Annotated in this window: 17 protein-coding genes; 7 read left to right on the top strand and 10 right to left on the bottom strand. The window is 60.0% G+C overall.

Annotated elements, in window-relative coordinates; translation table 11 throughout:
• Positions 1–249: 249 nt before the first annotated feature.
• Positions 250–1,641 carry a class II fumarate hydratase gene (fumC, locus tag FHW77_RS13485; RefSeq protein WP_004441998.1) on the bottom strand — a complete coding sequence of 464 codons (1,392 nt, stop codon included), beginning with the start codon at positions 1,639–1,641 and terminating at the stop codon, positions 250–252.
• Here fumC and FHW77_RS13480 point away from each other — a divergent pair.
• Positions 1,631–1,972, top strand: coding sequence for a hypothetical protein (locus FHW77_RS13480; RefSeq protein WP_125270496.1), 342 nt, complete (start codon positions 1,631–1,633; stop codon positions 1,970–1,972). The genes fumC and FHW77_RS13480 overlap by 11 nt on opposite strands.
• Positions 1,973–2,042: 70 nt before the next feature.
• Positions 2,043–4,001, top strand: a complete 1,959-nt coding sequence (locus tag FHW77_RS13475) for a L,D-transpeptidase family protein (protein ID WP_286086108.1) — start codon at positions 2,043–2,045, stop codon at positions 3,999–4,001.
• Positions 4,002–4,064: 63 nt separating this feature from the next.
• Here FHW77_RS13475 and FHW77_RS13470 read toward each other — a convergent pair whose 3' ends face one another.
• Positions 4,065–4,625 carry a CHAT domain-containing protein gene (locus tag FHW77_RS13470; protein ID WP_004441995.1) on the bottom strand — a complete coding sequence of 187 codons (561 nt, stop codon included), beginning with the start codon at positions 4,623–4,625 and terminating at the stop codon, positions 4,065–4,067.
• Between the two features lie 24 nt (positions 4,626–4,649).
• Positions 4,650–5,351 carry an HAD family hydrolase gene (locus tag FHW77_RS13465; RefSeq protein WP_004441993.1) on the bottom strand — a complete coding sequence of 234 codons (702 nt, stop codon included), beginning with the start codon at positions 5,349–5,351 and terminating at the stop codon, positions 4,650–4,652.
• Between the two features lie 187 nt (positions 5,352–5,538).
• On the opposite strand from FHW77_RS13465, the gene rpiA reads away from it, so the two are divergent.
• The 3 genes from rpiA (at position 5,539) to gor (ending at position 8,347) form a co-directional block, all read left to right on the top strand.
• Positions 5,539–6,234, top strand: a complete 696-nt coding sequence (gene rpiA / locus FHW77_RS13460; protein ID WP_004441991.1) for a ribose-5-phosphate isomerase RpiA — start codon at positions 5,539–5,541, stop codon at positions 6,232–6,234.
• A 16-nt stretch (positions 6,235–6,250) separates the two neighbouring features.
• A complete protein-coding gene (locus tag FHW77_RS13455) occupies positions 6,251–6,817 on the top strand; it encodes a DUF2059 domain-containing protein (RefSeq protein WP_004441989.1) in 567 nt (188 codons plus the stop codon).
• A 141-nt stretch (positions 6,818–6,958) separates the two neighbouring features.
• Entirely contained in the window at positions 6,959–8,347 is a 1,389-nt protein-coding gene (gor, locus tag FHW77_RS13450) for a glutathione-disulfide reductase (protein WP_004441987.1), read from the top strand.
• Here gor and FHW77_RS13445 read toward each other — a convergent pair.
• The gene (locus FHW77_RS13445) at positions 8,344–9,249 is read right to left on the bottom strand and encodes a LysR family transcriptional regulator (RefSeq protein WP_004441984.1); all 906 of its coding nucleotides are present in this window, start codon (positions 9,247–9,249) and stop codon (positions 8,344–8,346) included. The two genes, gor and FHW77_RS13445, sit on opposite strands and share 4 nt — an antisense overlap.
• A gap of 528 nt (positions 9,250–9,777) precedes the next feature.
• On the opposite strand from FHW77_RS13445, the gene FHW77_RS13440 reads away from it, so the two are divergent.
• Complete coding sequence (locus FHW77_RS13440; protein ID WP_004441981.1) at positions 9,778–11,154, top strand: class II 3-deoxy-7-phosphoheptulonate synthase; 1,377 nt, start codon at positions 9,778–9,780, stop codon at positions 11,152–11,154.
• A 166-nt stretch (positions 11,155–11,320) separates the two neighbouring features.
• Here the strand turns inward: FHW77_RS13440 and FHW77_RS13435 are convergent, their stop codons facing one another.
• From FHW77_RS13435 to FHW77_RS13410, 6 genes are all read right to left on the bottom strand, one after another.
• Positions 11,321–13,054 carry a TadG family pilus assembly protein gene (locus tag FHW77_RS13435; protein WP_034498925.1) on the bottom strand — a complete coding sequence of 578 codons (1,734 nt, stop codon included), beginning with the start codon at positions 13,052–13,054 and terminating at the stop codon, positions 11,321–11,323.
• Between the two features lies 1 nt (position 13,055).
• Positions 13,056–13,478 (bottom strand): TadE/TadG family type IV pilus assembly protein, encoded by a 423-nt coding sequence (locus tag FHW77_RS13430; protein ID WP_004441978.1) that lies wholly within the window; start codon positions 13,476–13,478, stop codon positions 13,056–13,058.
• Between the two features lie 136 nt (positions 13,479–13,614).
• Positions 13,615–14,448, bottom strand: coding sequence for a RadC family protein (gene radC, locus FHW77_RS13425; RefSeq protein WP_004441977.1), 834 nt, complete (start codon positions 14,446–14,448; stop codon positions 13,615–13,617).
• 13 nt (positions 14,449–14,461) lie between these two features.
• Positions 14,462–15,301 (bottom strand): type I methionyl aminopeptidase, encoded by an 840-nt coding sequence (gene map / locus FHW77_RS13420; RefSeq protein ID WP_006697403.1) that lies wholly within the window; start codon positions 15,299–15,301, stop codon positions 14,462–14,464.
• A gap of 31 nt (positions 15,302–15,332) precedes the next feature.
• Positions 15,333–16,052 (bottom strand): DNA/RNA nuclease SfsA, encoded by a 720-nt coding sequence (gene sfsA / locus FHW77_RS13415; protein WP_004441973.1) that lies wholly within the window; start codon positions 16,050–16,052, stop codon positions 15,333–15,335.
• A 224-nt stretch (positions 16,053–16,276) separates the two neighbouring features.
• Entirely contained in the window at positions 16,277–18,136 is a 1,860-nt protein-coding gene (locus FHW77_RS13410; RefSeq protein ID WP_004441971.1) for a PHA/PHB synthase family protein, read from the bottom strand.
• Between the two features lie 139 nt (positions 18,137–18,275).
• Here FHW77_RS13410 and FHW77_RS13405 point away from each other — a divergent pair, with 139 nt between their 5' ends.
• Positions 18,276–18,707 (top strand): hypothetical protein, encoded by a 432-nt coding sequence (locus FHW77_RS13405; RefSeq protein WP_004441969.1) that lies wholly within the window; start codon positions 18,276–18,278, stop codon positions 18,705–18,707.
• Positions 18,708–18,747: the final 40 nt, after the last annotated feature.

Below are 18,747 nucleotides of genomic sequence, written 5' to 3'. Positions count from 1 at the left end.
AGTCTGGACATCTCCTCCGTCACCCGGACTTGATCCGGGGTCCAGTGCGATCAAGTCTTTGATCGCAAAAGACTCTTTTCACGGCGCAGACGCGCCGTGGCTGGATGCCGGATCTAGTCCGGCATGACGGAGAACTCTTCCCCGACTGACCATCCTGAGATTCGTTCGGAATGGGCTTGTCTTTAGTTGAGCAAACAAAAAAAACGGGCCCGAAGGCCCGTTTTGCATTCCACCAAAATTCAAACAGGCTTACTTCGGCCCGATCATGTTCTCCGGGCGCACATACTGGTCGAATTCCTCGTTGGTGAGGTATCCGCCACCAACGGCTTCCTCGCGCAGGGTCGTGCCGTTCTTGTGGGCGGTCTTGGCGATCTTGGCGCAGATGTCGTAGCCGAGCTTACCGTTCAGTGCCGTCACCAGCATGAGCGAGTTTTCGACGCCCTTCTTGATGTTGTCTTCGCGGGCCTCGATGCCGACGACGCAATTGTCGGTGAAGGAGACGGCCGCGTCGCCCAGAAGCTGGACGGACTGCAGGAAGTTATAGGCCATCATCGGGTTATAGACGTTGAGCTCGAAGTGGCCCTGCGAACCGGCGAAGGAGAGCGCTGCATTGTTGCCGAAGATGTGGGCGCAAACCTGCGTCAGTGCTTCCGACTGGGTAGGGTTGACCTTGCCCGGCATGATGGACGAGCCGGGCTCGTTTTCCGGCAGCGAGAGTTCGCCGAGACCGGCGCGGGGGCCGGAGCCGAGGAAGCGGATGTCGTTGGCGATCTTGAAGAGTGCCGCTGCTGCCGCGTTGATCGCGCCATGCGAGAAGACCATGGAATCATGCGAGGCGAGCGCTTCGAACTTGTTAGGCGCGGTGACGAAGGAAAGGCCGGTAATCTTCGAAATTTCCTCGGCTACCTTTTCGGCAAAACCAACAGGGGCATTGAGGCCCGTGCCGACGGCCGTGCCGCCCTGGGCGAGCTTGGAAAGCGCGGGCAGGGTGGTTTCGATGTTGGCGATGGCGGAGGCGACCTGCGCGGCGTAACCGGAGAATTCCTGGCCGAGCGTCAGCGGCGTTGCATCCTGCGTGTGGGTGCGGCCGATCTTGATGATCTTTTCGAACTGCTTGACCTTGGCTTCCAGCGCCTTGTGCAGGTGCTTCAGGCTCGGCAGCAGGTGGTGAACGATCTGCTCGACGCAGGCGATGTGCATCGCCGTCGGATAGGTGTCGTTCGAAGACTGGCTCATGTTGACGTGGTCGTTGGGATGAACCGGCTTCTTGCTGCCCATTTCGCCGCCGAGCATCTCGATTGCGCGGTTGGAAATCACCTCATTGGCGTTCATGTTGGATTGGGTGCCGGAGCCGGTCTGCCAGACGACGAGCGGGAAATGCTCAGTCAGCTTGCCGTCGATGACTTCCTGTGCGGCGGCGATGATGGCTTCACCGATCTTCGGGTCGAGGCCGGCAAGCGCCATGTTGGCACGGGCGGCGGCCTGCTTGACGATGCCGAGCGCGCGAACGACAGAGGCGGGCTGCTTTTCCCAGCCGATCTTGAAGTTGCCGAGCGAGCGCTGCGCCTGCGCGCCCCAGTAGCGATCGGCCTGAACTTCAATAGGGCCAAATGTATCGGTTTCCGTCCGTGTGGCTGTCATCAATCTTGCCTTTTTACTCGTGTTCCTCCGCCAAAACGGCGCCTTCGCCCGCCTTGCGCGGCCGATATATAGAATCATCGCGGCGGCAAAGAAAGCCGCTGCAATGCGGCGCGGGAAGATATTTCCCGTCGTTCCGCGGCGATTTGCCTGCAGCGAATGCAGCAAGGCGAAAAACCCGGCCGCGTGGCATTTTTACTACGTCATGAAAAGGCAGGGAAACCGGGCTTGTACCGGGGCGGGCGCTCAAAGCAAAGTAAATGAAATAAATAGAAATTTAACCATTCTCACCAATTCTGGAAATTACGTTTTTATGGCTTTGGCTGTATTATGAGGTTCATTTCGGCACGATTTTGGGCTTTGGGCGTTTTCTTTTCAACAGGCCGTTGATCGGCTAGACAGGCATGAAACTAATGCCCGCCGTTTTCCCGGTGGTGCTGGGTGCTACGAGGATCAAATTGCAAGTCACATCTGGAAAATCATCGGCAGCACTGGTGCTGGCTCTCGGTCTTTCCGTTTCCACCGCTCTTCCCGGCACCGCCGGTGCGGTGACTCTGATGGACCTCCTGCGCGGCGGGCCCGGCAAGATCGCGCGGGATCGCGGCGAGTTGCCGCCGGCCGGCATCGTCACCTCGCCATCCGGCTCCGGATCGGGCGCCGGTCAGAGTGCTGATGCTTCCGATCCCGAGCCTTTGCCCCGCGTTTCCGGCCCACGCTATTATGATTACAAGGCGGATACAGCCCGGGCGGTGAACACCGCGAATTTCGGCGAAGGCCTTGCCAATCTCAAGTTCAGCGCCACGCCCGAGATCGCCAAGGCGCTTGAGGCTTATTACGGCGCTGGCGGAAAGACGTTGTGGGTATCCGGTGGCGAACTGACCGAGCGCGCCAACGCCGCCATCGCTTTCCTGGAGACGGTTGGCGAAAGCGGTCTCGATCCCGCCGATTACAGCATTTCCGCACCGGCCAAGGATGTGACCGCGAGTATCAGCAGCAATGTTGCCGGCACCACATCGAACGGCACACCGGTCGAGACAGCTTCGGCGCCTGTTTCCGATGCCTATCAGCGGGCGCAGATGCAGTTCGAGCTGGCGCTGTCTGCCAAGGTTCTCGCCTATGTGCAGGATACGACCCGTGGCCGCGTCGATCCGAACCGGCTGTCCGGTTACCATGATTTCAAGCGCAAGACGGTGAACCTCGCTCCCGTGCTGAAGCTTGCTGGCCTTAGCCCAGATGTGGCCGCTTATCTGCGCAGCCGCGAGCCCTCCAGCGCCGAGTATCAGGCGCTGAAGGCAGAGCTTGCCCGCCTGCGTGGCGAGGGCGATGCCGCCCATGTCGTTCGTGTTCCCGCCGATCTGGTGCTGAAGCCCGGCAACAGCAGCGCTGACATGGCGAGTGTCGTCAAGGCTATCGAACATCGGGCTTCTCCCGCCTTCAAGGCGGAACATGCCGCAACGATCTCCGCTTACCAGCAGACGCCGGATTACACGCCCGATCTCGTCGATCTGGTGAAGGCGTTCCAGAGCGAAAATGGCCTGAAGGCGGATGGCGTCATCGGTCGTGCGACCGTGCGCGCCATGGTCGGCGAAAGCAACGACGCGAAGATCGCCAAGGTGCAGGTGGCCATGGAGCAGATCCGCTGGCTGCCGGCCGATCTCGGCCAGCGTTATGTCTTCATCAACCAGCCCGCCTTCATGGCCTATTACCACAATGATGGCGTCGAACAGTTCGGCATGAAGGTCGTGGTCGGCTCCAAGGCCAACCAGACCTATTTCTTCCAGGACGAGATTCAGACCGTCGAGTTCAACCCCTATTGGGGCGTACCGCAGTCGATCATCATCAACGAAATGCTGCCGAAGCTGCGCCGTGACCCATCATACCTCGATCGCCTGGGTTACGAAGTGCAGGTGAACGGGCGCGCCGTGTCGTCCTCCAGCGTCAACTGGTATGGCTCGACCAACGCCGTTTCCGTGCGCCAGCCGCCGAGCAGCGACAATGCGCTGGGCGACCTGAAAATCCTCTTCCCCAACGCACATGCCATCTACATGCATGACACGCCGGCCAAAAGCTTCTTCAACCGCGACATGCGGGCGCTGAGCCACGGCTGTATCCGCCTGGTCGACCCGCGCCGCATGGCGGCTGCCGTTCTCGGCACCAGCGTTGACAAGGTTGGCGAGCAGATTGCGTCAGGCAAGAACCGCGCCGTGCAGGTGCCGGAAAAGATTCCGGTTTATGTGGCCTATTTCACCGCCTGGCCGGATAAGGACGGCAAGGTCCAGTTCTTCGATGATGTCTATGATCGCGACAGCTACGTGCAGAAGGCCTTTGCGGTGACGACGAAGGCAAGGGCCAGCTCGATCTGATGGGTCGCACCTAGAAAAAGCGCCGGAAACGGCGCTTTTTTGTTCCGGCGATTGCGGTTCTGGCTACTGCTTGAAAAGTGCGAATGCGAGGTCGCCATCGTCATCGATCGTTGCAGCGCGGCTAAGCGCGTCTTCAAGCGATGATTTGCCGACTAGCAGTTCGTAAAACAACATATGGACGAAAAGTGGCGTCGCCGCACCGTCCGGGTAACCCGCCGAAGCAATGTAGGCTTTCGCGCCGCCTTCAATAAAGGCCTTCCCGAAAGCATCGTAGCCCGTGCAGCACGCCGTGCTGAAAATTACAGTGCCCGACAGGTGGACTTTTCCCAGAATTGCTTCAACAGGCAGGCTGCCCTCGCGCAATTTCAATTGGGTCACGTCGGGATTGATGTCTCCGATCACGAGGCCATTTTGATCGCCATGGCCGCTGATGATGAGATAGGGCGGCGGGTTATCAGGTTGATTCAGGCACGCCAGAATATCTTCCGGCGTTCCCGGGAGGTGCAGGCGAACCGCGGCTCCCAGGCTCTCCAATATAGCGCGCAAAAGTAGAGCTTCGCCTGTGTCGCCCACCGCGATGATGCTTACAGCCTTGCGCGGGAAAAAGAACTTTTCGTCGACCATCCCGATTTCGTCAGCACGCAGCACTCAAGCCGCAGCAGCGCCTCTTTCAATCAGCTTCGCGAACAAATCAGGTGTCAGGGCTTCGAAATCATCGATGACGACATCTGGCTCGAGCTCGGCCATCGGTATATCCGTGTAACCGAAGGTGACGCCGATGGAGGGCACGTTGGCGTTTTTCGCGGCGAGGATATCGTTGATGCTGTCGCCGACCATGATCGTGCGCGCCGGGTCACCATCGGCCTTTTCGATGGTCCCCAAGATATGGCGGGCGTCAGGCTTGCGGAATTCGAACGTGTCGCCACAGGTTATGGCCGCGAAATACGGCGTAAGGCCGAGTTTTTCGAGCAGCGGTACAGCGAGGACTGCGGTCTTGTTGGTGCAGACGGCAAGCGTGATGCCGGATTGCGAAAGCGCATCCAGGGTGTTGACGATGCCGGGGTAAGGGCGGCTTTCGCCGGGCATTTCAGCGCGGTAATGGGTGATGAAGCGTTCGTAGAGCGGATCGATTTCGGCTTCCGGCAGTTCCGTTTCGCGCAGTGCAAAGGCGCGCTTGATCATGACCCGTGCGCCCTGGCCGACGAGATGCGTCAGGTCGTCATAGGTGACGGGCGCAAGCCCGGCGGCGGCAATGGTATGGTTGAGGCTCGAGACGAGATCAGCGGCGGTATCGACCAGCGTACCGTCGAGATCGAAAATGGCGAGCGGGGAGAGCGGGCGGGATGTCACGGAAACGGCCTCTTGGAGAATGCGGGCTGAGCTATTCATGCTTTCATTCGCGCCAAGCCTAGGCAAAGCCTCCTGTCTTTGCAACCGCATCACAACGTTCTGTTCGTTGCCTTGAAAAAGGCTTTCGTTTGGCTTTCGACCCGTGTAAACAGCACGGCGACGACAAAGCTACCGGAGTTTCAGGCACATGGATGCCCGCCAGATGAAGATCAAGGCCGCCGAGGCCGCATTGTCCCATGTACAGGATGGGATGCGGCTCGGTATCGGCACGGGTTCGACGGCCGAGGAATTCGTCCGGCTTCTGGCCGAGAAGGTCGCCGCCGGCCTCAAGGTCGAGGGCGTGCCGACATCCGAGCGCACCGCGCGTCTGTGCGTCGAGCTTGGCGTTCCGCTGAAATCTCTCGATGAATTGCCGGAACTGGATCTGACCATTGACGGTGCGGATGAGGTTGACCACGCGTTGCGGCTCGTCAAGGGCGGCGGCGGTGCACTGCTGCGCGAGAAGATCGTCGCGGCGGCATCCGCACGCGTGATCGTCATCGCCGACCAGAGCAAGGTTGTGGAGACGCTGGGCGCCTTTCCTCTGCCCATCGAGATCAATCCGTTTGGCCAGGTTGCGAGCCGCATCGCCATCGAAAAGCTGGCATCGCGGTCCGGCCTGTCGGGTGACTTAAAGCTTCGCTCTTCCGGTGACGGCGTCTTCATGACGGATGGCGGACACCTTATTCTCGACGCATCTTTTGGCCGTATTCCTGATGCAGAAGCGCTAGCACGCGAGCTGAACACGATTCCCGGTGTCGTCGAGCACGGACTTTTCATAAATTTGGCATCGCTTGCCATTATCGCTGGCCCTGAAGGCGCCCGCGTGATGCAGGCAGTATAACAGGAGCGAGATTTTCATGATCAAACTAGCGGGACTGGGCAAAGCTGCCGCTGCTTCGATCCTCATTTCCGGCATCGTGTTCGGTACTGCCGCACGCGCCCAGGAAATTTCCGAAGCGCATGTTGCTGCCGCGCGGCAGGCGATCGCCTCTCTTGGCGTTACCGACCGTTTCGACGACATTCTGCCGGGACTGGCCGAACGTCTGAAGGCTGAACTTATTCAGGCTTCGCCGAATGTTCAGGATGCGATTACCGCGACGGTTGACGCCAAGGCGCTTGAGCTTGCACCGCGCCGCGCCGATCTCGAGCGTGAGGCCGCGCTGACCTATGCACGTGCTTTTTCGGTCGAGGAACTGAACGCCATCTCCACCTTCTACAGCAGCGAAGCTGGCAAGAAGCTGTTGAAGGACGGCCCGATTGCGACCCGCGAACTGATGAAGGCTGCCGATATCTGGGCCGCCGGTATCAACCGCGATCTCAACGCTGCCAGCATGACCGAACTGCAGAAGGTCGCCGGCGCTGATCTGAAGCCGCTTCCGGCGGATCACAATGCCACGGGTGGCGCTCCGGCTGCCAAGCCATAAGGCGCTTTTCCAGGTTCAGAAATATTCAAAGCCCGGCCGCAAGACCGGGCTTTTCATTTGTGCGCCGCAGCACCTATATGTGGCGTGAATGCACCGCTGCCCGTTTGCGGCTGATGGCGGTTTTGATCAGGGGTTTTGACTATGACAGCTTATGACTACGATCTCTTCGTCATCGGTGGCGGTTCCGGCGGCGTGCGCAGCGGCCGTGTGGCTGCCTCGCTCGGCAAGCGCGTGGCGATCGCCGAGGAATACCGCTATGGCGGCACCTGCGTCATCCGCGGCTGCGTGCCGAAGAAGCTGTTCGTCTACGCCTCGCAGTTCCCCGAGCATTTCGGGGATTCCGAAGGTTTCGGCTGGAGCGTCGGCGAGCGCAGCTTCGACTGGAAAAAGCTGATCGCGGCGAAGGACAAGGAAATCACCCGTCTCGAAGGGCTCTACCGTAAGGGTCTGGAAAACGCCAAGGCCGATATTTTCGACAGCCGGGCGGAACTCGTGGATGCCCATACCGTCAAGCTGACGAAAACCGGAGAAACCTTCACCGCCGAGCGCATCGTCATCGCTGTCGGCGGCACGCCGAACGAACACAAGGCGCTGCCCGGCCATGAGTTGACGATTTCGTCCAACGAGGCTTTCGATCTCGTGGAGCTGCCGAAATCGATCCTGATTGCCGGCGGCGGTTACATCGCGGTCGAATTTGCCAATATCTTCCACGGGCTCGGCGTTGAAACGACATTGATCTATCGCGGCAAGGAAATCCTGTCGCGCTTCGATCAGGATATGCGCAAGGGCCTGCATGAGGCGATGGAGGCCAAGGGCATCCGCATCATTCTGGAAGACATCATCGAGGAAGTCAGCAAGGATGGCGCCGGCGGTTTCGTGGCCCGCACCAAGCAGGGCGCTTCGCTGCATGTGGGCCTGGTGATGCTGGCGCTTGGCCGCGATCCGAATACCAAGGGGCTCGGTCTCGAGAATGCCGGTGTGGAGGTGGACGCCCGCGGCGCGATCGTCGTTGACGATTATTCGCGCACGAACGTGCCCAGCATCTTCGCACTTGGCGACGTCACCGACCGGGTACAACTGACGCCGGTGGCGATCCACGAGGCGATGTGCTTCATCGAGACGGAATACAAGAACAACCCGACCAAGCCGGATCACGAGCTGATTGCGACGGCGGTATTCTCGCAGCCGGAAATCGGCACTGTCGGCCTTTCGGAAGAGGAAGCCGGCAAGAAATATCCGGAACTGGAAGTCTATCGCGCCCAGTTCCGTCCGATGAAGGCGACGCTATCTGGTCGTCAGGAGAAAACGATCATGAAGCTGATCGTCAATGCCGCTGACCGCAAGGTCGTCGGCGTGCATATCCTCGGCCATGAGGCCGGCGAGATGGCGCAGCTTCTCGGCATCACGCTGAAAGCCGGCTGCACGAAGGATGACTTCGACCGCACCATGGCCGTTCACCCAACGGCGGCAGAGGAACTGGTGACGATGTATTCGCCGAGCTATCGCGTCGTAAACGGCGAGCGGGTCTAGCTCATCTTCCGCTCCGGCTTCCAGCTCGTCTCTGCCTGATAATGGCGGCTGCCATCGAATAACACCTCGTTGCCCTTCAGGAGAGCGACGAGGCGATCTATGGCGAGCCGCATTTCCGGGGCGTGCCGGTCGTCGTCGTTGACGATGATCCAGAGCGGATGGGACAGTTCCTCGATGATCTCGCCGTCGCGGACGAGGCCGGGGACGTTGTCACCAATAAAGCAGGGCAGGACGCCTTTTCCGGCCCCGCTCTGGATCAGGCTCGGCAAAAGGGCAGGGGCATTCGTCCAGGTGTGGATCAGCGGTTCCCGATGCCGGAACACCCATTTTTCGGCGTCGGATTTCGCGACCTCGGTGCCGATCGAAATCCATTGCTCAACATTCTTGCCTGAGCTGTCGCGCGCGCGATAGGCGCAATAGGCAACGTCGACCGATTTCCGGACGGCGAAATTCCCGGCGGCTGGCCTGACGTGCCTGATCGCGATCATGCCGCGCTTGTAGGTCAACTCGTCGTCATTCTCACATTGCTTGCAGCACAGGCGGAAAGCGTCCGACGGGCCGCGAATGGCCGCCGCATTGGTGGCTATGAATCCGGCAATCCAGATGTCACTCGACAGAGAAACGATCGGTAGCGAAAAAGCGTCGCTGTGCCATTGAGTGATTTCCGCCGCGCTGTTGCGCATGGACCTTACCTTCTCGAACAGGACCTGGCCGTCCGGTGCGAGCCGGTATCCGTTCTGACTCCGAATAAAGAGCGTTCGCCCCATTTTGCGTTCAAGAAGCATCATCTTTCGGCCAATCGTCGGCGCACTGAGCCCGGCTTTACCCGCCGCGCCGGCGAGGCCGCCCTCTGTGGCGACAATGTCGAAAAGCCTCAACTCGTCCCAGTCCACTTCTGTCACGGCATCCTCTCCACATCATGGCAGCATCTTAGCCGCATCAGGGCCTGTCTTCTCCGTTCAGATATGAAACGGGTCTTTCAGTCCTGCCTCTATGCTTGCTGCAGGGCGCAACCTAACTCGTCTCCAACAAAGGAGACAGACATGTTACCCGAAACCATGTTCCTTATGGAGAAGATTAGACACATGGAAATCCGCCACGGAAGAGGCGGGTGTGTTTCCGAATGGGAGAACTGGCCTTGCTCGCCACTGGACCGGCTTGTGGTGTTTCTCTTGCATCTGCCCCATTCCCTGCGCCGATATCTCTGCATCAAGCCCGGAAGTCGGTGACTTCGGAGGGATGGGCAACCATCCACGGAAACTATTTAAATCGTTTGAAATCATTTTTCTCCTTCATGGCGGATCAAAACAGTCCGAAAGAGGGCGGGCGGCGCGCGGATGTCTATGCAAAGCCTGTGCTTGGAGCTATAAGCCGCTCAAATTTCCGAGGCGGTCGCGCGGCGCTTGCGCGGTCGAAAGAAGGGTAAGAACATGGCACAGAATTGGACCCCCGGCAGCTGGCGGCAGAAACCGATCCAGCAGGTTCCCGAATATCCTGATGCGGCAGCGCTTGCGGCAACGGAAGCCACGCTTGCAACCTATCCGCCGCTGGTATTTGCCGGTGAGGCCCGCCGCCTCAAGAAGCAGCTTGCCAATGTGGCGGAAGGCAACGCCTTCCTGCTGCAGGGCGGCGATTGCGCCGAGAGCTTCCTCGAGCACGGCGCGGACAATATCCGTGACTTCTTCCGTGCCTTCCTGCAGATGGCCGTGGTGCTGACCTATGGCGCACAGCTGCCAGTCGTAAAGGTGGGACGCATTGCCGGCCAGTTCGCCAAGCCGCGCTCTTCCAACGTGGAAGTGCAGGATGGCGTGACGCTGCCGTCCTACCGCGGTGACATCATCAACGGCATCGAATTCAACGAAGCCTCGCGCATTCCGAGCCCGGAGCGCCAGCTCGACGCCTATCGCCAGTCGGCGGCGACGCTGAACCTGCTGCGCGCTTTCGCAATGGGCGGTTATGCCAACCTCGAAAACGTTCACCAGTGGATGCTCGGCTTCATCAAGGACAGCCCGCAGGCCGACCGTTACCGCAAGCTGGCCGACCGAATCTCCGAAACCATGGACTTCATGAAGGCCATCGGCATCAGCGCGGACAGCAATCCGAGCCTGCGCGAGACCGACTTCTTCACCAGCCATGAGGCGTTGCTGCTTGGTTACGAAGAAGCCTTGACCCGTATCGATTCCACCTCTGGTGACTGGTACGCCACGTCGGGCCACATGATCTGGATCGGTGACCGCACACGTCAGCTCGACCATGCGCATGTGGAATATTTCCGCGGCATCAAGAACCCGATCGGCCTGAAATGTGGTCCGTCGCTGACGCCCGACAATCTGATCGAGCTGATCGACGCGCTGAACCCGGCAAACGAGGCCGGCCGTCTGACGCTGATTTGCCGTTTCGGCCATGACAAGGTGGCGGACAGCCTGCCGAAGCTCATCCGTGCTGTCGAGAAGGAAGGCCGCAAGGTCGTCTGGTCCTGCGATCCGATGCATGGCAACACGATCACGCTCAACCACTACAAGACGCGCCCGTTCGAGCGTATCCTGTCGGAGGTCGAAAGCTTCTTCCAGATCCACCGCGCCGAAGGCACGCATCCGGGCGGCATCCATATCGAGATGACCGGCAAGGACGTGACGGAGTGCACGGGTGGCGCGCGCGCCGTGACGGCGGATTCGTTGTCCGACCGTTACCACACCCATTGCGACCCGCGCCTCAATGCCGATCAGGCGCTGGAACTGGCGTTCCTGCTGTCAGAGCGCATGAAGAGCGGGCGCGACGAGAAGCGCCTGGCAATCGCCAGCGCTTGATGGAAGAGCTGAAAGTCTCTCTGCGCTTGCGCGAGGTCTGATCGTGCCGGACTGAAGATCTGGTCCGGCTTCGGGAGTGTGAGGCTCCCGCTCGCGGACGCTTCAGCCTCTGGTAATGATAAAGCCGCCGGATTTTCGGCGGCTATTTTTATCTGTGGCTATAGGCTTACTGTACCAGAGCCGGCTGCTGGCAGCGGACATCGGTAACACGAACATCGGCTTCGCCGATCTTGACGCCGAGAACCAGAAGCGTGTTGTAAAGCAGCGTATCAACCGGTGCGGTGACGAGGGACAGCGTGTTGGCGAGCGCCGTCTGGATGACGCCGAGGCCGCCAAGGTTGAGGAAGAGAATCCTGATGTCGAGATCAAGGTTCTTCAGCAGCGAGCTGACGAGCGTCGTGACGGTATCCTTCGTGGAGACGCTCTTGATCTTGCCCTGGGCAATATCCAGCTGCGTGAAGGTCAGCTTGGTCTTCGTCATGTTGGTGGCGTTGATGAGGGCGCTGCCGTTGACGGCAAGCAGGGCAGAATCCACGATTGCCGCCTTTGTCACGCGCGGGTCCCGTCCGAAATTGGCGAAGGCCGTGGTATCGACATTGCCAAGTGCGATTTCTGCAACGCCGGGAACAACTTCGACATCCACGGTTCCCTGTCCGCCGCCCGTGCAGCGAATGTCCGCAAGCCGGGCTTCCGCGTGGGCGACTTCCACATAAAGCGGGACATTGACCTTGAGGCCGGCGATTGCCTGGAGCCCATCCACCACGACATTGACCGCAAGGCGGGTCTGGGCGGTACGGACCACGGTGCCCTGGCCGCCAACGGCAAGCGAAGGCGTTTCGACCGGCGGCTGGCCGATGGCGAGTGTCACCTTGGCCGAGGCGAGGCCGAGAACATTAGCGCCGAGATCAAGCGCCAGCTGGTTGCCGCCATTACCGGCAACGGCTGCGGCATTGAGAAGGTCGAAGACGCTGGCATTGACCTTGAGATTTTCCCCGCTGCCAATGAGCTTTTCGGTGAAGGGGCCGAGATTGACGATTTCTTCTAGCTTGAGCTTGATGTTGCTCTTGCCGGCGGTTTTTTCCAATGTCTTCAAAACGGTGACGACGGCTGGCTGCAGGCCCGTCGTTTTCGTCAGCGCGTTCAGGAACTTGCCGTAGGTAATCTCCGTCTGCAGCACGTCCTTGTAGGTGCCGGCGGTGAGGCCAAGATCGATCGCTAGAGCTTCGACGACATGCAGCGCGTTGACATCGGCATCGACGAGGGCCTGATAGTCCATGAGCTTGAGCGAGACCGTGGTGCCGAGCAGACCGCCGAGCAGGCTGTTCAGGAGGCCGTCATTGAGGCTGGCAAGCCGCGATCCCACCGAAAACGCGGCGACTTTCTGAGATGAGGCGGTTCCGGCGGCCGAAATCCTTGGCGGCGTTGTAAAGGCCGAAGCGAAGAAGATCTGGCCCTTTTCGAAGATGTTTACTTTCACCGCATTGGTCGGCTGGGCGTTTTCGACGAACCGCTGTCCGACCGGGAGGCTGGCATCCGGTTCGTAATGGCCTTTGACAACCTCGGCGTAGCCGTGGGTTTTGGCAAACTCATTCCGGGGATCGAAAGGCTGCAGCCCGGTTGGCGTTAGCAGCCCCTGCGCCGTCCTGACGCCGAGGTCCAGGCCGTTGAGTGCAAAATATTGCTGCACCGTCTTTTCGGCGTCGGTGACGTTGGCTGCTGCCGAAATGGCCGCGAGATCGGCGGTCTGCTGCAATTGCCGCTTCTGCAGGGTCAGATAACCGTAATCGACGCCAATCGCCAGGATGCCGATAAAAAGCGGCGCCGTCAGGCCGGCGGAGATGGCGATGTTGCCGGCGCGATCCCTCAGGAAACCGGAGAGCAGGGAATGGATGGTCCTCATGTCATGCTCCTCCGATCCGGATGGTGGAAAAACGCCGGATGACCGGCTCGGGCAGGGTGTAGCTGTAGAGGCTCCAGATCGGCAGATCACGGGCGTCATATTCGACTTTCACCGTGAACTGGTTGGCATTGGCGGGATCAGTGGCGACGTCGACCGTGAAGTGTCTTTTATCCAGGAAGGCGTAGCCGAGATCGCTCTTGGCGACGAAATCCCGGGCGAGCTGCTGGCGCTCGGTTGTGTTAAGGCCGGCGACCGCCGTTCTTGCCGCGTCGGCGGCGATCTGCTGCACCGAATAGGCCGCCATCAGATAAATGCCGTAGGCAATCATGGTCAGGAGGACGAGAAAGAAGATTGGCGCGACAATGGCGAACTCGACAGCGTTCGAGCCGGACCGATCGCGAAGGAAACGCACTGCATTACGCATAAAGCACCCCCGTTCCTTAAGGCACCAAGGTTCGATGCCTTGATTTATTATTTTCGGAAATGCTAATTTATAGGTGTTAATTTTGTGTTGACGTGCGCTTATGGGTTGCAGGCCTGTGTAAACCTTCGCGTCTGCTTCAGATCAGGCGCAGGCCCTTGAAGCTGGCGTGGCCATCCTTGCCGATGATGATATGGTCGTGGACGGCGATACCGAGCGGCTTTGCCGTATCGATGATGGTCTTGGTCATCTCGATATCAGCACGCGACGGTGTCGGGTCGCCGCTCGGGTGATTATGTATTAAAATCAAGGCAGTAGCGGATAGTTCGAGAGCGCGGCGCACCACTTCGCGGGGATAGACCGGCGTGTGGTCCACGGTCCCGTGCCCCTGCACTTCGTCGGCGATGAGGACATTGCGCTTATCGAGGAACAGGATGCGGAACTGTTCGCGCGTTTCATGGGCCATGGCGGCGTGGCAATAATCGATGACCGAGGACCAGGAACTCAGAACCTGCTTGTTGCGGATTTCGCTTTTCAGCATGCGCTGGGAAACGGAGGCGACGAGTTTCAGGTCGAACGCCACGGCTTCGCCCACGCCCTTCACCTCCTGCAACAGCGGCAGAGGTGCGCCGAGTACACCGCCCAGCGTGCCGAAACGGGCAAGGAGCGCCTTGGCGATGGGCTTTGTGTCGCGCCGCGGTATCAGCCGGAACAGTAAAAGCTCCAGCAACTCATAATCGGCAAGCGCCGCGTCGCCGCCATCGCGATACCGCGCCCGCAGCCGGTCCCGGTGACCATGATAATGGGCGGCATCCGCCGGCGGCTCGATGACAGGCACCGGCTTCTTCACCGCATTTCGCGGCTCGGCGAAAAAACCGCGCTCGTCCGCCCCTTCGAAGAGATCGCCTTCGCCCGCCTGAAAGCCTGACGTCGTGGAAAGCTCGGCGGGAGGCGGGGCGGGGCGTCTTGCCATGGGCGGTCTGGCCTTATGAAGGGGTAAGCGGCGGCAGGCCCGGACGGTCGAAGCCGCCGGGCGACAGCGTGAAGATTTCGCAGCCGGTGGCCGTGACGCCAACGGCGTGTTCATATTGGGCGGACAGCGAACGGTCGCGCGTCACCGCCGTCCAGCCGTCGGAAAGCACTTTCACATGCGGTTTGCCAAGATTGATCATGGGCTCGATGGTGAAGATCATGCCTTCCCGGATTTCCGGACCTTCGTCCGGACGGCCGTAATGCAGGATGTTTGGCGTATCGTGGAACAGCCGCCCAACGCCGTGCCCGCAGAAATCGCGCACCACCGAGCAACGTTCGGCTTCCGCATAGGTCTGGATCGCCGCGCCGATCGCGCCGGTGCGCACACCGGGCTTTACAGCCGCGATACCACGCAGCAGGCACTCATAGGTCACTTCCATCAGCCGCTCGGCAGCGCGCTTGATCTGGCCGACCGGATACATGCGGCTTGAATCGCCGTGCCAGCCATCGAGCACATAGGTAACATCGATGTTGACGATATCGCCTTCCCGCAGCGGCTTTTCATCGGGAATGCCGTGGCAGACCACATGGTTGATCGAAGTGCAGACGGATTTGGTATAACCACGATAATTGAGCGTTGCCGGCAGCGCGCCGTGATCGGCGCCGAATTCGAAGACGAAACGGTCAATGGCGTCCGTTGTCACACCCGGCTTGACGATTGCGGCGAGTTCATCGAGACAACGCGCCGTCAGCTGGCACGCCTTGCGCATGCCGTCGAAATCCTCAGGGGTGTAGAGGCGGATGACGCCTGTATTCTTGAGGGGGGCGGAGGCGGCGTCGATATAGGTGACCATCATAGTGCTTTCTGTCTCTTTACGTCCCTGTTCATAAAACAGCCGGACGCCACTCGTCCATCTTAACCGTTCCGTTGACTGAAATTTGTGCCGGGGTGACCGCGCATTTCACGGCATAAGCCTCCACGCCCCGCGCCATTGCCCGTTGGAAAGCCAGCGCATAGACCGGATCGAGATCGTCGCAGATGCGCATCCGGTCGCAATCGCCGCGCTGGATGAGATAAAGCATCACCGCCCGGTGACCGGCTTCCGCTGCATCGCCCAGTTCCTCGAGATGCTTTGCGCCGCGTTTGGTGGCGGTATCGGGGAATTCTGCAAGGCCCTTCTCGCGCATGAAATGCACGTTCTTGACTTCCACATAGGCGTCCGGCCGACCGGGTTCGGATAGCAGGAAATCAATGCGGGAATTGCGCCCGTATTTCTGTTCTCGGCGGATTATCGAATAGCCGGCGAGTTCCGGGATACGGCCGTTCAGGATCGCCTCTTCCGCCAGCCGGTTCGGCATGCCGGTATTGATGCCGACGACGGTGCCGTCGGCCTCGACCATTTCCAGCATATGACGGTATTTGCGGGTGGGGCTGTCATGCTGCGACAGCCAGATGCGGGAACCCGGCGTCGTCAGCCCACGCATGGAGCCGGTGTTGGGGCAGGACCCGGTTATCGCCGTGCCGTCTTCCAGAACTGCGTCAAAGAGGAAACGTTTGTAGCGGGAGATCAGCGTTGCGGGAACGAGCGGGGGCGTGAAGAACATGATGCCTTGAGGTAAGCTTGCGTGTTTGCAGGGTCTTTTTATCCCTCATCCCTGTGCTTGTCACAGAGAACCAGCCAGCCCAAGTCCTTGGGCTGAAGCAAGTCTTTCGCCGCGTAGACCGGCGCCTACTGGATTCCTGTGACAAGCACAGGGATGAGGGTGACGGGGAACGCCTGTGGAAGAGGCCTTTCTGCCGTGTACTGGTCATCTTTTTCACAAATATTCTACAAAAGAACATAGGTTCCCGGCGCATCGCCGAGCACCGGGCGCTTGCCGTCCTCCGGTTTCCGCGCCTTTACCTTCTCGGCGTTCTGGCTTTCGATCCAGTTCTGCCAGTGCACCCACCACGAACCCTTATGAGGTGTGGCGGCGGCCTGCCAGGCGTCGAAGTCTCCGGCTGGTGATGGCCCCGTCCAATACTGATACTTCTCGAGCTGCGGCGGGTTCACGACGCCGGCAATGTGGCCGGAAGCGCCGAGCACGAATTCCACCGGCCCGCCAAACAGGGCAGCACCCGTGAACACCGATTTCGCGGGCGCGATATGGTCATCGCGGGTGGCGAGATCGTAGACGGGTATGTTGATGTCGCCGAGATTGATGCGCTTGCCGGCAACGCGCATCAGACCGCGGGCGAGATTGTTCTCGAGGTAACAGTTGCGCAGATAGTACGAGTGGCTGGCAGCCGTCACCCGGGTGGAATCGGAGTTCCAGTAGAGCAGGTCGAATGGCAGGGGTTCGGTGCCGCGCAGGTAATTATCGACCACATAGGGCCAGATAAGATCGGAGGCGCGCAGCATGTTGAAGACGGTGGCCATGATCGAACCGTCAAGATAACCGACGGCCTGCATGTGTCTGTCGAGCGCGGCCAGCTGACCTTCGTCCACGAAGACCTTGAGGTCTCCGGCATGGATGAAATCGGTCTGGGCGGCGAGCAGCGTGGCGCTGCGGATGCGCTCATTGTCCTGCTGTGCATGCAGCGCCAGCGCCGAGGCCAAAAGCGTGCCGCCGACACAATAACCGACGGCGTTGATCTCCTTTTCGCCAGTCCGTTCCTCGATGGTATCAAGCGCAAAGTCGATGCCTTCGCTGATATAATCGTCCCAGCCTTTTTCGGCCAGACCGGCATCCGGGTTGATCCAGGATACCATGAAGACGCTGTGGCCCTGTTCGAGGCACCAGCCGACGAAGGATTTCTGCGGGTTGAGATCGAGAATGTAGAACTTGTTGATCCAGGGCGGCACGATCAGCAGCGGCCGTTTGAAGACCTTTTCCGTCGTCGGCTCGTAATGGATGATTTCGCAAAGCGCGCTTTTCGCAACGACCTTGCCTGGCGTGACGGCAATGTTCTGGCCAATGACGAATTTGCTGTAATCGGTCTGGCGAAGCTTCAGATGGCCGTTTCCGGCCGCGACATCCTCCGCCAGCTGCGCCATGCCCTTGACGAGATTGGCGCCGCTGGAGGCTACCGTCTCGCGGAAGACCTGCGGATTGGTGAAGACGAAATTGGCCGGAGAAAGCGCCTCTGTCACCTGCCGCATGTAAAACAGCGCCTTGGTGCGGGTGTGCTCATCCAGCCCCTCCGCCTCCGTCACCATCCGGTCTGCAAAACCGACGGTCGTCTGATAGGCCTTGAGAAGAAAATCGAAGAACGGGTTGGCCTGCCAGTCGGCATCGGCAAAACGTTTGCTTCTGCGCTGTGCAGGGCCGCTTTCGGCCGTTTTCTCCGAGGTCGAATCGGAGGCTCCGGAAAATTGCGCCACCGATTTCGACCACAGATCGTAATAGCTCGACAGCAGATGGGTCTGCGCTTCCAGTGACCGCTTCGGCTCGGCCATCCAATATTCGGCGACATCGGAGAGCGTCTTGACCAGATCGGTCACGGGATCGGCGCTCGTCTGCGGAATTTCGCCGCGTTCGCGTGGCGCCAGCCATTCACCGGCAGCCTTGCCGAGATTTTCGAGCGCGCGTGCGATGTTGATCGCGAAGGTTTCGGGGTCGCGGATCAGGTAGGCCTCGGCGGTACTGGCGTCGAAGCCGGGCGTTTTGTCACCCTTTTTCGTGCCCCCGCCGTCAACACCTGCCATGCACCATCCTCCACCAAATTTGTGTTTGCACATTCTGCATGAAAACGAATACAAGTTCCACCAGCAAGGGGAGGCCGCAAAGGGCCGAACCGCGGTCGAATTCGATATCGGCAGATATCCTTACAGGCGGAACATGACGATGGGCAAGCACATGGGCAAATGCGGCACATGGGGAACATATGCGGAAAGCGCCGCAAGAATCGCGTTCCTCTCGCTCTCCGGCGCCATGCTCGTCACCACGCTTGCCGCCTGCAAGGCGCCCGAGCCGATTGTCGCGCCCGCCCATATGCGCCGTCCGACGGCTGAAATCGTCGGACCTCGTCCGGTCAGCGACACCGCGGTAAGCCAGAAGCGCGACACCGGGACCTATCCGACGTTCTCGCAGCCGCTGACGGCCGCTGGCACGCAGATGGGCGACGACGAAGCCTCAACCATGGAATCGAGCCTGTCTCGCCTCGGCGCGGCACGGCGCAACGGCCAGATATCGGAAGCCGAATATAAGCGCCGGGTGGCCGAGCTGCGGGCGCTGGCAGAAAATCAGAAGCCGGTTGCAACGCCTGCATCGCAGTGACGAGCTGGGCGAGTGCATGTCACTTGTTTCTTCTCCCATA

It is taken from the genome of Agrobacterium sp. RC10-4-1, assembly GCF_014138475.1.
GTDB lineage: Bacteria > Pseudomonadota > Alphaproteobacteria > Rhizobiales > Rhizobiaceae > Agrobacterium > Agrobacterium pusense.
Note: the sequence above shows the minus strand (reverse complement) of the source record. Positions and strands in the feature narration are given on the sequence as shown.

Bases quoted from the DNA above. Each gene is read 5' to 3' on its own strand.
- fumC (WP_004441998.1), bottom strand. From the start codon at position 1,641: ATGACAGCCACACGGACGGAAACCGATACATTTGGCCCTATTGAAGTT.
- sfsA (WP_004441973.1), bottom strand. From the start codon at position 16,052: ATGTTCTTCACGCCCCCGCTCGTTCCCGCAACGCTGATCTCCCGCTAC.
- FHW77_RS13430 (WP_004441978.1), bottom strand. From the start codon at position 13,478: ATGCGTAATGCAGTGCGTTTCCTTCGCGATCGGTCCGGCTCGAACGCT.
- gor (WP_004441987.1), top strand. From the start codon at position 6,959: ATGACAGCTTATGACTACGATCTCTTCGTCATCGGTGGCGGTTCCGGC.
- FHW77_RS13455 (WP_004441989.1), top strand. From the start codon at position 6,251: ATGATCAAACTAGCGGGACTGGGCAAAGCTGCCGCTGCTTCGATCCTC.
- FHW77_RS13470 (WP_004441995.1), bottom strand. From the start codon at position 4,625: ATGGTCGACGAAAAGTTCTTTTTCCCGCGCAAGGCTGTAAGCATCATC.
- FHW77_RS13410 (WP_004441971.1), bottom strand. From the start codon at position 18,136: ATGGCAGGTGTTGACGGCGGGGGCACGAAAAAGGGTGACAAAACGCCC.
- radC (WP_004441977.1), bottom strand. From the start codon at position 14,448: ATGGCAAGACGCCCCGCCCCGCCTCCCGCCGAGCTTTCCACGACGTCA.
- FHW77_RS13440 (WP_004441981.1), top strand. From the start codon at position 9,778: ATGGCACAGAATTGGACCCCCGGCAGCTGGCGGCAGAAACCGATCCAG.
- FHW77_RS13475 (WP_286086108.1), top strand. From the start codon at position 2,043: ATGAAACTAATGCCCGCCGTTTTCCCGGTGGTGCTGGGTGCTACGAGG.
- FHW77_RS13405 (WP_004441969.1), top strand. From the start codon at position 18,276: ATGGGCAAGCACATGGGCAAATGCGGCACATGGGGAACATATGCGGAA.
- rpiA (WP_004441991.1), top strand. From the start codon at position 5,539: ATGGATGCCCGCCAGATGAAGATCAAGGCCGCCGAGGCCGCATTGTCC.
- FHW77_RS13435 (WP_034498925.1), bottom strand. From the start codon at position 13,054: ATGAGGACCATCCATTCCCTGCTCTCCGGTTTCCTGAGGGATCGCGCC.
- map (WP_006697403.1), bottom strand. From the start codon at position 15,301: ATGGTCACCTATATCGACGCCGCCTCCGCCCCCCTCAAGAATACAGGC.